Below are 13,784 nucleotides of genomic sequence, written 5' to 3' on the forward strand. Positions count from 1 at the left end.
GATATGTCCACTTTCATCACCGGGCCCTCCGGACGGACCGTACCCACGGAACTGGACGTCCCCGACCTCGCCGCCCAACTCGGCGGCACCGGCGCCCCCGTGCTGTGGGAGGAACTGACCTGGCCGGAGGCCGGGACCACGGCCGCCGCGCAGGACGCCGTCATCATCCCCGTGGGCGCCACCGAACAGCACGGCCCGCATCTGCCCCTCGCCGTGGACACCCGGATCTGCGAGGCCGTCGCCCTCGGGGTGTCCGCCCTGACGGGGGTCCCCGTCCTGCCGCCCCTGAGCTTCGGGGTGTCCGCGTCCCACGGTGACTTCGCCGGGACGGTGGCGCTGCGCCCCGAGACGATGATCGCCGTCGTCGAGGACGTCATCGACTCGCTGTACGCCTCCGGGGTACGGCAGTTCGTCCTGCTGAACGGGCACATCTGGAACAACGGGGCCCTCGACGTCTCGGCCGAGAAGCTGAGGGTCCGTCACAGGGACGCACGGGTACGGGCGTTGGGGTACGTGACGATGTACCCCGGTCCCGAGGTCGACGGGCACGTCACGTACGGCCGGGCGCTGATGCACGCCAACTTCTTCGAGACCTCGGTGATGTTGCACCTGGCCCCGGAGCTGGTGCGGATGGACCGGGCGACCTCGCATGTCGACGTCGACTCCTTCTGGGACTACCGCATGGACCAGGTCAGCGAGACCGGCGTGTGGGGCAGGGACGTGACCGACGCCGACGCCAAGCACGGGGCCGCGGAGTTCGACCGCTGCGTCCTGACCACCGCCCGGGCGGTGTCCGCGGCGGTGCGTGAACCGTGGCCCGATCCGACGCACCGGCCCGGCGGACGTACGTGAGCCTCGCCTGACCCGTGCCCTGACCCGCACTTGAGCCGTGGACGACCCGGACGTGCCCCCTGCGTGACCCCTTGCCCTGAAGGAGCACACCTTGGACCCCAGCCCCACTCTCCCCCCACTGCCGGACTGCGAGCCCATGCTCATCGGCGGCGACTGGACCACGGGGACCTCGACGCAGCGGATCCCGGTGCTCGACCCCGCCACCCGCGAGCAGCTCACCACCGTCGCGCAGGCGGGCCCCGCAGAAGTGTCCGCAGCGGTCGCCGCCGCGTCCGCCGCGCACCGCGACCGGCGCTGGCGCGGCCTGCCGCCCCGGCAACGCCGTGACGTACTGCTCCGCCTCGCCGACCTGGTGGAGCGGGACGCCGAGCAGCTCGCGGTCCTGGACACCCTCGACAACGGCAAGGCCATCGAGCGCGCCCGCGCCGACGTGGACCTCGGCCTCCAGGCCATCCGGCACTTCTCGGGCGCCCCGGCCAGGCTGACCGGCACCGTGCACCCGGCCGGGCCCGACCGGCACGTCTACAGCGTGCGAGAACCGGTCGGCGTGGTCGCGGCCGTGCTGCCGTGGAACTTCCCCTTCATGATCGCCGCCTGGAAGATCGCCCCGGCGCTGGCGGCGGGCTGCACGGTCGTGGTCAAACCGGCCGAGCAGACCCCGCTCACCGCACTGCGGCTGGCCGGGCTGTGTCTGGAGGCGAGCGTGCCCGAGGGGGTCGTCAACGTGGTGACGGGTGACGGCCGTACGGGGGCGGAGCTGGTCGCCCACCGGGACGTCGCCAAGGTGTCCTTCACCGGGTCCACCGAGGTCGGGCGGCTGATCATGGCAGCCGCCGCGCCGACGGTGAAGCGGCTCACCCTCGAACTGGGCGGCAAGTCGCCCAACATCGTCTTCGCCGACGCCGACCTGGAGGCCGCCGTACCGGCCGCCGTGCGTGCGGTGTTCGGGCACTCCGGACAGATGTGCACCGCCGGGAGCCGACTCCTGGTCGAGCGGACGGTCGTCAAGGAGTTCCTCGATCTGCTGGTGCCCGCCGTGGAGGCGCTGCGGATCGGGCCGGGCCTGTCCGGCGGGATCAACATCGGTCCGCTGGTGTCGCAGGAGCAGTACGACCGTGTCACCGGCTATGTCGAGCTGGGCCGTGCGGAGGGTGCGGGGGTGGCCGTGGGCGGCGAACCGATGGACGGGCCGGGCTGGTTCGTGAAGCCGACCGTGTTCACGGGCGTCACGCCCGACATGCGGATCGCCCGGGAGGAGATCTTCGGCCCGGTCGCCGCGGTCATGCCCTTCGACACCGAGGAGGAGGCGATCGCGCTCGCCAACGACAGCGACTACGGGCTCGCCGCGGGCGTGTGGACCGGCAGTCTCCAGCGCGCCCACCGCACCGCCGCCGCACTGGAGGCGGGCACCGTGTGGGTCAACACGTACAACGAGTTCGATCCCGCCGTGGCCTTCGGCGGCATGAAGCAGTCCGGCCTCGGCAGGGACCTGGGCGACGCCGCCGTCGACGGGTTCACCGAGCTCAAGAGCATCACGATCGCCCTGTGAGCGCCCCTGTGACGACCGGGACCACAGCCCAGTCCTCGCCCCCGACCACCCGCACGCCGGACGTCGCGGCCGAGCGCGCCCAAACCCCCGGCTGCGCCACCGGCCACCACTTCAACGCCGCCGGTGCTGCCCTGCTCGCCAACGGCACCGTCGAGGCGGTCATCGACCACCTCCGCGCCGAGAGTCTGTCCGGCGGATACGAGGCCGCCAAACACGCCGCCCCCGCCCTGGACGCCGTCTATGCGCGTACCGCTCGACTCCTCGGCGTCGGCCCGGAGGAGGTCGCCCTCGTCGAGAGCGCGACGGCGGGCTGGCAGCGCTCGGTGTCGGCGCTGCGGTTGCGCCCCGGCGACCGGGTTCTCGCCGCCCGCTCCAGCTACGTCAGCTGCGCCCTGCACCTGCTGGCGGCCGAGCGCGACCTCGGCGTCCGCGTCGAGCTGCTGCCCAACGGCCCTGACGGGGCGGTGGACTTGGAGGCCTTGGAGGCGGCGCTGCGCGCGGGTCCCGCCGCGCTGGTCACCGCGGCCCATGTGCCGACCTCCTCGGGCCTGGTCGAACCCGCCGCCGCGATCGGCGCGTTGGCGAGGGCCCATGGGGTGCCTTTCCTCCTGGACGCCACCCAGTCGCTCGGCCAACTGCCCGTCGACATGGGCGCCATCGGCTGCGACCTCCTCATCGGAACCGGCCGCAAATTCCTGCGCGCCCCGCGCGGCACCGGCCTGCTCGCGGTCCGCCGCCCGCTCCTGGAACGGCTCACCCCCGAGGCCCCCGATGTCCGGGGCGCGCACTGGACCGCCGAGCGAAGCTGGGAACTGGTCCCGGACGCCAAGCGGTTCGAGCTGTGGGAGGCCGCGCACGCCCTGCGCCTCGGCCTGGGTGCCGCGCTGGCCGACTTCGACTCCTTGGGCGTGGACATCGTCGCCCCTCACCTGGCGACACTCGCCACAGGTCTACGGGAACGGCTCGCGGAACTGCCGGGCGTGCACGTCACCGACCCACCGGCGGCCGGCGGCGCGATTGTCACCTTCGTGGTCGACGGGCTGGACGCCTCCGACGTACAGCGCGAACTCGCCGAGCGTCGGGTCCATCTGGTCGCGGTCCCGGCCGGGCACGGGCGCTGGGACATGGATCCCCGGGGCCTGGCCAAGGTGGTCCGGGCCTCGGTGCACGTCTACAACGACCGGTCCGACCTGGACGCGCTGGTGGAGGCGGTGCGGGAGATCGCGCGGGGGCGTGGGGCGGACGTGCGGGCCGCAGGGCGGGGGAAGGTTTCGGAGGCACCTGCGCTCAGGGCGGACGTACGGGCTGGTCCAAGGACGGTTTCGGAGGCGCCCGCGCTTCATGTCGCAACCGCCCCCGCACCCCGGCGTCATGACGCGATCGTCGTCGGTCTCGGCGTCCACGGCAGCGCCGCCCTGCACCGGCTGGCCGCACGCGGACTCGACGTACTGGGCCTGGAGCAGTACGCGTCGGGCCACGAGCTCGGCTCCTCGCACGGGGCGACCCGGATGATCCGGCGCGCCTATCCGCACCCCGACTGGGACGGCCTGGTGGACACCGCTTACCGGGCCTGGGCGGATCTGGAGGAGGCCGCGAAGACCCAACTCCTCGACATCACCGGGGGGTTGTACGCGGCGCCGCTGGACCGGCCCGACCCGCTGCGCGGCCCCGGTTGCCGACAGGTCGATCCCGACGAGGCGGCGCGGATCTTCCCGGGGCTCCGACTGCCCGCCGGATTCGGCGCGGTGCACGACCCGGGGGCCGGGATCATCGACGCGCGGGAGACGCTGCGAGCCCAACTCACCCTGGCCGAACGGGCGGGCGCGGCAGTGCTGGACCGTACACCGGTCCTCGGCTGGGAGCCGGACGGCGACGAGGTCGTCGTACGCACCGCCGACGGCGAACTGCGTACACGCCGACTGGTGCTGTGCACGGGTCCCTGGACGGCGGCCCAAGTCCCTTCCCTCGCATCGCATCTGACGGTCACTCGGATCGTGAACGCCTACTTCGCGGCCGACCCCGAGGGCCCGCTGGGCCGGTCCGGTCTGGGGAGCTTCTCGGTGGATCTGCCGCAGGGCCTGCTGTACGGGTTCCCCGCCGCCGACAGCCGTGGTCTCAAGGCGGGGCTGGACAGCGGACCGGCCTGGGATCCGGACGCGCCCCGTCCCCCGGCGAGCGCGGACGAACTCGCACTGCTCGCCGAGGCGGTGGCGGAAGTGCTACCCGGGGCCGGACCGGTGACCGAGAGCCTGACGTGCCTCTACACGATGACGGCGGACCGTCGCTTCCTCGTCGGCGAGGTGCCGGGCATGCCCCAGGTGTTGGTGGCGTCGGCCTGCTCGGGGCACGGGTTCAAGTTCGGGCCGGCGATCGGGGAGGCGCTGGCCGATCTCGTGTGCGGGACCGCCCGCCCGGACCTCGAATTCCTCTCCCCTGCACGGCTGTTGACGGGCGGGGCCCGATGAGGGGCCCCGCGGTCGCCTCAGCCGTCTCAGCCGCCTCAGCCGTGGAACACGGTCTGGGAGCGGCGCTCGTACCAGGCCGTCAGATGCTCGCCGGAGCTGATGACGTGGTCGCGCATCGCGTCGTCGGCCCGGTCGGGGTCGCGGGCGGTCAGGGCTTCGACGATCGCCTCGTGCTGGCGGATGTTCTCCTGCCGGTGGCGTTCGTCGCCGGCGAGGGCGAGCGAGGAGACGTTGCGCGGGAAGCTCTCGTTGATGCGGTCGATCATCCGGCTCAGCCAGGGGTTGTCGGCCGCCACGCAGACGACGGTGTGGAAGCAGTCGTTGGCGGCGGTGGTGGCGGGACTGCCACCGGCCTCGCGCTCCGCCGCCTCCCTCAAGACGGCATTGTGCTCGCGCAGTTCGGCGAGTTGGCGCTCGGTGATGCGGGTGGCGGCACGCCGGGCGGCCAGGCCCTCCAGCTCGGCGCGCACCTCGTACGCCTGGCGCACCTCCCAGGGCGCGGGCACCCGGACCACGGCGCCGCGGTGGGGCTGCATCTCGATCAGGCCGCCGTTCTGCAGCTGACGCAGCGCCTCGCGCACCGGAGTGCGGCTGACCCCGAACTCGGCGGCCAGTGCCGCCTGGCGCAGCGGTTTGCCGATCGCCAGTTCGCCGTTCATGATCCGCGCGCGGATGCGGGCCGCGATGTCGTCGACGAGGGGGCCCTCGTCTGTGTGAGGCGTCATCGGAGTCGGTCAAGCCCTTCTCGGGGTCGGTCGGAGGGTGCGCGGTGGTGGAGAAGTTTCCCACGCACCCGAGGGCATCCACAGCCATCGATTATTGGATCCACTTCCATGATATCCGTATCCAATAGGAAGGCCGCCTGAACATGAACCTGGATTTCGCCAAGGCCATCGACGTGTCCGTCCCCATCCACCCCGGAATGCTGCACTGGGGCCGCCGTCCCGAGATGGAGATCGTGGAGTCCCGGACCGCCGGTGACCCGTCCAACGTGAGCCGTTGGCGCATCGGCGCCCACACCGGCACCCACATCGACGCTCCCGCGCACTTCATCGACGGCGGAAAGACCGTCGACCAGCTCGATCTGACCGCGCTCAACGGCGTCGCCCGCGTCCTCGACCTGACCCATGTGAAGGAACAGATCACCGCCGCCGACCTGGACGCGGCCGGCCTCGGCCACGAGGAACGGGTGCTGCTGCGCACCAGCAACTCGGAGGGCGTGCTCCGCAGCCCGTGGAAGGCCAGGGAGTGGGTCGGTCTGGCCCCGGACGGCGCGGAACGCCTCATCGACGCCGGAGTGCGCACCGCGGGCATCGACTACCTGAGCATCGAGGCCGTCGCCTACACAACCCACTGGGAGACCCACCAACTGCTCTGCGCCTCAGAGGTGTTGATCCTCGAAGTGGTCGACCTGCTGCACACCCCGGCGGGCGTCTACGACATGCTCTCGCTCCCCCTGCCGTTGCAGGGCGCCGAGGCCGCCCCGTCGCGGACGGTGCTGCTGCCACGGGACGACGCGTGAGCGCCGACTCCCGGCTGATCCTCGCCGCACCGCACCCCGCCGCACTCGCGGCCGCCCGCCGAGCGGCGGAACGCGGCGGCAACGCAGTGGACGCCGCGCTGGCCGCGGCCGCCGCCCTCACCGTCGTCTACCCCCACCAGTGCTCCCTGGGCGGCGACTTGATCGCCCTCGTCCACTCCCCCGACGGCACCGTGCGCGCGATCGTGTCGGCCGGGGCCGCCGCGCAGAACGTGGACGTCGGGGCACTGCGCGCAGCTGACCGCCGGATGCCGGCGCAAGGTCCGCAGACGGTGACCGTGCCGGGCGTAGTAGCCGGTTGGACGGCACTCGCCGAGTCCTACGGCACGCAGGGCACCCTCGCGGCCACGCTGCGGGACGCCGCCGAACTGGCGGAGAACGACGCCACGGTGTCGCCGGGCCTTGCACGCGCGATACGCGAGCGGGCCACGCAGATCGCCGCCGACCCCGGACTCACCGCCCTGCTGACCGACCCGGACGGGGCCCCGCTCACCGAGGGCGCCCCGCTGCCCCAGCCGCGACTGGCCGCCGTACTGCGGAATCTGGCAGACGATCCGTGGTCCTTCTACCGGGGGGCGGTGGCCGAAGCACTCGCGGAGGGCCTACGCCGGGCAGGCAGCCCACTGACGGCTGCCGACCTGGCGGCCCACCGGCCCGAGACCGTCGAGCCGTTGGTGCTGGACACGGCCGACACCCGCTGGTGGGCCGCGCCTCCGCCGAGTCAGGGCGCGACCCTACTGGCTGCGCTGGACGGAACTGATGAACTCCGGCGCGGCACAGCGCCCCGCAAGGGGCGCGGGGAACTGCGCGACCAGCCCCCACCGGCCCGCAGCCAACGAACTGCCCGTTCAGCGGAACACTTGATCACCCGCTGCCAAGACGCCTCCGCGGCCCGCGACCGCCTCCTAGGCGACCCACGCCGCTCGCAGCCAAACCTCGACGGCCTGCTGCACCCCGCGCCGCTGGCCGGGACGCAACCCCCGGAGCCACCTTCCCGCCCTGCCGGCGACACCGTAGCCATCACGGCAATCGACGACTCCGGCCTAGCGATCTCCCTGATCCAAAGCGTCTACCAGACCTTCGGCTCCGGCATCTGCGACCCGTCCACCGGCATCGTCCTGCACAACCGCGGCTCGGCGTTCAGCCTGGAGCCCGGCCACCCGGCACGCATCGGCCCCGGCCTGCGCCCCCCGCACACCCTGTGCCCAGTACTCGGCCGCTCCGGCGACCTGCTGCTCGCCGCCGGCTGCCAGGGAGGCCGAGCCCAGCCCCAGATCCTCGCCCAAACCGTGCCCGCCCTGATGGACCCCGACGCCGACCCGGCCGCCGTGCTGGACCGTCCCCGCTGGGTGGTCGGGTCCCGCGACATCGGCCAGGAGACGCAGACCCTACTGGCCGAACCCGGGTCCGTGCCCGAGGAGTTGTCGCCCGGCATACCGGTCGTCGTCACACCCGGCCGCACCGACCTGGCGGGCCACACCCAGGCCGTACGACTGTCCGCGGACGGCCGCCTAGACGGTGCCGCCGATCCACGCGCCGACGGCGGAACCGTGCTGTACGGCGCACCCACGGCCCCCGCACCAGAAGGAATCCCCGCATGAGCACCCTCGCCCCCGAACCCGTACCGGTGGCCGCCGCACCGCACCCGCTCGACCCACTGACCGTCACCGAACTGGCCGCCGCCGTCACGGTGTTGAAGGCGGACACCCGGGTCACCGAGGACGCGCGCTTCTGGGGCGTGGCCCTGGACGAGGACCATGCCCGTGGCGCCGCCCCCGGCGATCCGAGGCGGGCCCGCGCAGTCGTGATCTGCCCCTCCGCGCACCTCGCCTACGAGGTCGCCCTCGAACTCGGCGACAAGCCGCAGAGCACCGCCTGGCGGGAGTTGGACGTACGCAGCCCTGGCTGCTCCTCCGAGGAGGCCCGCCAGGCCGCCGCCATGTGCCGGGCCGACCCGCGCTTCAGGGAGGCACTGGCCCTGCGCGGCATCCACGACGTGTCGCTGGTCATGGTCGACCCGGAGTCGATCGGCGGCTTCGAACCGCCCGAGTACCCGGGGCGCCGGCTGACCTGGGGCAGCGTCTGGCACCGCACCTCCGAGGACGACAACGGCTATGCGCGCCCGGTGCAGGGCGTGGTGCCGATCATCGACATGGAGTCGATGGAGATCCTGCACATCGAGGACCACGGGGTCGTCCCACTGTCGGAGGAGTCCGGCGTGTTCGGCGCGGGCGTCGTGCCGGAGCGAACGGGCCTGAAGCCACTGGAGGTTGTCCAGCCCGACGGGCCCAGCTTCACCGTCACCGGTCAACGGCTCGACTGGCAGGGCTGGTCGGTGCGGGTCGGCTTCAGCCACCGCGAGGGCCTGGTGCTGCACGACCTGACCTTCGACGCGGCCGGGAAGGGACCAAGGCAAGTGATCCGGCGTGCGGCGGTCAACGAGATGTACGTCCCCTACTTCGACACCGCCTCCACCCAGTACCGCAAGAACTTCTTCGACTGGGGCGAGTACGGCGCGGGCCCGCTCACCAACTCCCTTGCCCTGGGCTGCGACTGCCTCGGCGTCATCCAGTACTTCGACGCGGCGGTGCTCGGCGGCGACGGCGTCCCCCGGCTCATACCCAACGCCGTGTGCGTGCACGAGGAGGACGACGGCATCCTCTGGAAGCACCACGACGGCCGCACCGGCCGCACCGAGGTCCGCCGCTCCCGCCGTCTGATCATCTCTGCGTTCGCCACGGTCGCCAACTACGACTACGGCTTCTACTGGTCGCTGTACCAGGACGGTTCGGTGGCGCTGGAGATCAAGATGACCGGCATCCTCTCCGCGACCGGTGTCACGGAGGACGAGGAGACCCCGTACGCCCGCCGGGTCGCCCCGAACGTCGCGGTCACCAACCACCAGCACTTCTTCGCCGTACGCCTGGACATGGCGGTGGACGGCACCGCCAACCGCCTGGTCGAGGTCACGGCGGAGCCCGAGCCGGACCCGGAGCTGAATCCGTACGGCAACGCCGCCCGGACCGTGCTGCGTCCGATCCTCAGCGAGGCGGAGGGCGCCCGGAGCACGGACCCCTCCCGCGCCCTGCACTGGCGCGTGGAGAGCACCGAGGCCCGCAACCGGATGGGCGAACCGACCGCGTACCGCGTGCACTTGGAGAACACGGCGGTGCTGCCGGTGCGCGAGGACAGCGTGTGCGCCCGCCGAGCCCCGTTCGTGGGGCGGCAATTGTGGGCGACGGCCTACGACCCGGAGCGGCGGTTCGTCGGCGGCGAGTACCCCAACCAGGCCGAGCCGGGCGCCGACGGTGTGCGCAAGTGGCAGGAGGAGAACCGCTCGTTGGACGGCACCGACCTGGTGCTGTGGGCCACGATCGGCTCCCACCACTTCCCGCGCCCCGAGGAGTGGCCGGTGATGCCGGTGGCCAAGGCCCGGCTACGCCTTGAGCCGGACGGCTTCTTCGACCGCAACCCGGCCCTGGACGTGCCCGCGCCGGTCTCCTGCCACGCCCCGAAGCAGCCGTCGTCCGCGACGCCCACGGACCACTGCTGCGGCTGACCCCGCCCCCCACCCTCCGCGACACCTCGGAAAGGCATCTGATGCGCGAGGAAGAGAACCAACGGCTCACCCGAACCGGCCCGGGCACCCCGGCCGGCGAGTGGATACGCCGCTACTGGCAGCCCATCGCCCTGAGCGAGGAACTCGACGGCGCACGGCCCCTGGTGGCGCCCCGGGTGATGGGCCAGGACCTCGTCCTGTTCCGGGACGACGACGGCGAACTCGGCTTGGTCGACCGCGGCTGCCCGCACCGTGGCGCCGACCTGGCGCTCGGCCGGCTGGAGGACGGCGGCCTGCGCTGCTGCTTTCACGGCTGGCTGTTCGGCCGCGACGGCAGCTGCCTGGACACGCCCGCCGAGCCCGTCGGCAGCCCCCTCAAGTCCCGGGTGCGACTGGGTAGTTACCCGGTCCGTGAGATCAACGGCATCGTCTGGGGCTACCTCGGCCCCGGCGAGCCGCCCGAACTCCCCGCCCTGGACTGCTTCCGGGCACCCGCAAGCCACGCCTTCGCCTGGAAGGGCCTCCTTGAGTGCAACTGGCTCCAGGCCCTGGAGGTCGGCATCGACCCCGCCCACGCCTCCTACCTGCACCGCTTCTTCCAGGACGAGGACCCCGAGGACAGCTACGGCAAGCAGTTCCGGGCCGCCTCCCGGGGCACCGACCTGCCGATGACGAAGATCCTGCGCGAGTACGGGCGCCCCGACATCGACGCCGTGCGCACCCCGTACGGCATCCGCATCACCGCCCTGCGCACCCTGGACGGCACCGACACCCAGGGCCGCGCGATGGACGGCAGCCGCACCCACGTCCGCGTCACCCACCAGGTCTTCCCGCACGCCTTCCACATCCCGCTCGACGCGGAGACGGCGATCACCCAGTGGCACGTGCCGATCGACGACAACTCCTGCTATTGGTATGCCCTGTTCACCAGCGTCGGCAGTCCGGTGGACGGCGAGGAGATGCGTCGGCAGCGGGTCGGGGCGGTCACCCTGCCCGACTACCGGCCGCGCTTCGGACGTGCCAACAACTACGGCTACGACCCCGAGGAACAGCGGACGACCACGTACACCGGTCTCGGCACCGACATCAATGTGCACGACCAGTGGGCGGTGGAGGGCCAGGGCGCGGTCCAGGACCGTACGCGTGAGCATCTGGGCCGCTCGGACAAGGCGATCGTGATGTACCGGCGGATGCTCGGCGAGGCCATCTCCGCCGTCGAACGCGGCGAGAACCCGCCCTTGGTGCTGCCGCCCGAGGAGGCGGAGCAGCTCCAAGGGCCGGTCACGCTCGACGGCATCGGCCCCACCGAGGGCTGGCAGGAGCACTGGGCGGCCGCCACGGCCAAGCAGCGCGCCGACAGCAGTTGGGCGCAGCCGGTCGGAACGGACGGCTGAGCGGCGTGGGATTCATCGAGCGCCACGGGCTGTGGAGCCCCGAACAGGCCGCGGCGGCCAAGGAGATACGCGACAGCGGTGGGATGAAGGTCGTACGGCTGGTCTTCGCCGACCAGCACGGGTTGCTGCGCGGCAAGACGGTCACCGTCGGCGAACTGCCCAACGTGCTGCGCGAGGGCACCGGCATCGCCTCGTCGTTGCTCGCCAAGGACACCTCGGGGCGGACCGTCTTCCCTCTCTTCACCAAGGAGACGCCGCTCGGGCTGCCCGAACTGCGGGGCGCCGCCGACATGGTGATGGTCCCGGACCCGCTGACGTTCCGGATGCTGCCCTGGTCGCCGGGTACGGGCTGGCTGCTGTGCGATCTGCGCTTCACCACCGGAGCGCCGGTGCCGTTGTGCACGCGCGGTCTGCTGCGCTCGGTGCTGGAACAGGCCGGCGGGCTGACCTACCGCACCGGTCTGGAGGTGGAGTTCCACCTCTTCCGGCTGACCGATCCGCGCCTGGGCCCCGGTGATCTGGGTCAGCCGGGTGCCGCTCCCGAGGTCGGCATGCTCAACCACGGCTACCAATACCTCAGCGAGCTGCGGTACGACGAGCTGGACCCGATCCTCGACGTCCTGCGCGCGAACATCGAGGGGCTGGGGCTGCCGCTGCGCAGCCTGGAGGTCGAATTCGGGCCGAGCCAGGTCGAGTTGACCCTCCAGCCCGCCGACGGGCTCGGCACGGCCGACGCGATGGTGCTGCTGCGCGGCGCCGTCAAGCAGGTCGCCGCCCGCCACGGGCATCACGCCACCTTCATGTGCCGCCCTCATCTGCCCGGGGTGTTCTCCAGCGGCTGGCATCTGCACCAGAGCATGCTGCGGGACGGCGTCGGCATCTTCGCCCCGGAGGGAGTCGGCGCAACCCCGTCCGGGGCGCCGCCCCTGTCGCCGTACGGAACCGCCTTCCTCGGCGGGCTGCTGCGGCACGCGCGGGCCACCAGCGCGTTCTCCACGCCTACCCTCAACGGTTTCAAGCGTTTCCGGTCGCTGTCGCTGGCCCCTGACCGTGCGGTGTGGGGGCGTGACAACCGCGGGGCGATGGTGCGGGTCCTGGGTGACGGACCGTCATCCACCCGTCTGGAGAACCGAATCGGTGAACCGGCGGCCAATCCCTACCTCTATCTCGCCTCCCAGCTCGCCGCCGGCCTGGACGGGGTGGCGGGCGGCTTCGACCCCGGCCCGGCGGCGGACGAGCCGTATGCCACCCGCGCCGAGCCCCTGCCGCGCTCGCTCGGCGAAGCCCTGGACGCACTGGAGGCGGACGAGGGCCTCGCGGACCGGCTCGGCAAGGACTTCGTGTCCTACTACGCCGGCATCAAGCGCACGGAGATCGCCCGCTTCGAGCAGGAGGTCACCGACTGGGAACAACGGGAGTACTTCCGTGTCTTCTGACGCCTCACCACATACGGAACGCCTGCTGGTCCGGCAGGTCCGCTGGGTCGCCCGCGACGTGGTGGAACTCCGGCTGACCAGGCCCGACGGCGACGAACTGCCCCTGTGGGAGCCGGGGGCGCATGTCGAACTCACCCTGCCGTCGGGGCTGCGACGCGCCTACTCCCTGTGCGGGAACCCGACGGATGCCTGCACGTGGACGGTCGCCGTGCACCGCGTGCCCGACGGGCGCGGCGGCTCGCGGGAGATCCACGACACCGCGTTGGTGGGACGGGAGCTGGAGGTAAGAGGCCCGGTGAACCGCTTCCCCTTGCTCCCCGCAGAGGGCTATCTCCTGCTGGCCGGCGGCATCGGCGTCACCCCTCTCCTCCCGATGGCCCGCGAGCTCACCGCACGCGGCCTGCCCTGGCGGCTGGTCCTGGGCGCCCGCGACCGGTCCCGTCTGGCGTACGCCGAAGAACTCCTGGAGCTGGGCGAGGACCGCGTGCTGCTCGTGCCGCAGGACGAGGCGGGTCTGCCGGACCTGGCCGCCGAGATCACCGCCGCTCCACCCGGTCACGCGGTCTATGCCTGCGGGCCGGCGCCGATGCTCGACGCGGTGATGTCCCTGTGCCGCGCGGCGAACCCGGCTCGGACGGCGTACACAGAGCGCTTCGCCTCGGGCGACGGCGGCAGGCAAGTCGTAGGCACAGAGGGAGAGTTCGAGGTCGTGCTGTGTCGCTCCGGACTGCGTGCGACCGTACCTGCGGACCGTTCCGTGCTGGACGTCGTCCGGGAGTTGCTGCCGGCCGTGCCGTACTCATGCGAGGAGGGCTACTGCGGCAGCTGCGAGACACCGGTCGCGGCCGGGGTACCGGACCACCGCGACACGGTGATCGACTCGTCCGAACGTGCTACGGCCACCACCATGATGATCTGCGTGAGCCGCTCCGCGTCCGCGGTGCTGGAGCTCGAACTCTAGACGGCAGGCCGACCGAAGATCTGGGCCT

The 13,784-nt window shown here is 72.2% G+C and carries 10 protein-coding genes; 9 read left to right on the forward strand and 1 reads right to left on the reverse strand.

What is annotated here, in order from left to right; genetic code table 11:
• The first annotated feature begins 3 nt into the window (after nt 1-3).
• The 3 genes from ACIHFB_RS04855 to solA all read left to right on the forward strand — a co-directional run bounded on the left by ACIHFB_RS04855 (nt 4) and on the right by solA (nt 4,866).
• On the forward strand, nt 4-852 hold the full coding sequence (locus ACIHFB_RS04855; protein WP_365270097.1) for a creatininase family protein: 849 nt from the start codon (nt 4-6) through the stop codon (nt 850-852).
• A gap of 91 nt (nt 853-943) precedes the next feature.
• Nucleotides 944-2,401 (forward strand): aldehyde dehydrogenase family protein, encoded by a 1,458-nt coding sequence (locus tag ACIHFB_RS04860; protein WP_400125259.1) that lies wholly within the window; start codon nt 944-946, stop codon nt 2,399-2,401.
• Entirely contained in the window at nt 2,398-4,866 is a 2,469-nt protein-coding gene (gene solA, locus ACIHFB_RS04865; protein ID WP_400125261.1) for an N-methyl-L-tryptophan oxidase, read from the forward strand. The genes ACIHFB_RS04860 and solA overlap by 4 nt, the downstream gene beginning before the upstream one ends.
• A 35-nt stretch (nt 4,867-4,901) precedes the next feature.
• Here solA and ACIHFB_RS04870 read toward each other — a convergent pair whose 3' ends face one another.
• Entirely contained in the window at nt 4,902-5,591 is a 690-nt protein-coding gene (locus tag ACIHFB_RS04870; protein WP_365270106.1) for a GntR family transcriptional regulator, read from the reverse strand.
• Between the two features lie 143 nt (nt 5,592-5,734).
• Between ACIHFB_RS04870 and ACIHFB_RS04875 the strand changes: the two genes are divergently transcribed.
• The 6 genes from ACIHFB_RS04875 to ACIHFB_RS04900 are packed head-to-tail and all read left to right on the forward strand — an operon-like array spanning nt 5,735 to nt 13,756.
• Nucleotides 5,735-6,388, forward strand: a complete 654-nt coding sequence (locus ACIHFB_RS04875; protein ID WP_365270109.1) for a cyclase family protein — start codon at nt 5,735-5,737, stop codon at nt 6,386-6,388.
• Nucleotides 6,385-8,007: a gamma-glutamyltransferase family protein gene (locus tag ACIHFB_RS04880; RefSeq protein ID WP_400125263.1), complete on the forward strand. Its 1,623-nt coding sequence runs from the start codon at nt 6,385-6,387 to the stop codon at nt 8,005-8,007. Before ACIHFB_RS04875 ends, ACIHFB_RS04880 begins: the two co-directional genes overlap by 4 nt.
• Nucleotides 8,004-9,965: a primary-amine oxidase gene (locus ACIHFB_RS04885; RefSeq protein ID WP_400125265.1), complete on the forward strand. Its 1,962-nt coding sequence runs from the start codon at nt 8,004-8,006 to the stop codon at nt 9,963-9,965. Before ACIHFB_RS04880 ends, ACIHFB_RS04885 begins: the two co-directional genes overlap by 4 nt.
• A gap of 41 nt (nt 9,966-10,006) precedes the next feature.
• The gene (locus tag ACIHFB_RS04890; RefSeq protein WP_400125267.1) at nt 10,007-11,359 is read left to right on the forward strand and encodes a Rieske 2Fe-2S domain-containing protein; all 1,353 of its coding nucleotides are present in this window, start codon (nt 10,007-10,009) and stop codon (nt 11,357-11,359) included.
• Between the two features lie 5 nt (nt 11,360-11,364).
• The gene (locus ACIHFB_RS04895; RefSeq protein WP_400125268.1) at nt 11,365-12,795 is read left to right on the forward strand and encodes a glutamine synthetase family protein; all 1,431 of its coding nucleotides are present in this window, start codon (nt 11,365-11,367) and stop codon (nt 12,793-12,795) included.
• Nucleotides 12,785-13,756, forward strand: a complete 972-nt coding sequence (locus ACIHFB_RS04900) for a PDR/VanB family oxidoreductase (RefSeq protein WP_400125270.1) — start codon at nt 12,785-12,787, stop codon at nt 13,754-13,756. The genes ACIHFB_RS04895 and ACIHFB_RS04900 overlap by 11 nt, the downstream gene beginning before the upstream one ends.
• Nucleotides 13,757-13,784: the final 28 nt, after the last annotated feature.

This window comes from Streptomyces sp. NPDC051963 (assembly GCF_044593495.1).
In the GTDB taxonomy this organism is placed as follows: domain Bacteria; phylum Actinomycetota; class Actinomycetes; order Streptomycetales; family Streptomycetaceae; genus Streptomyces.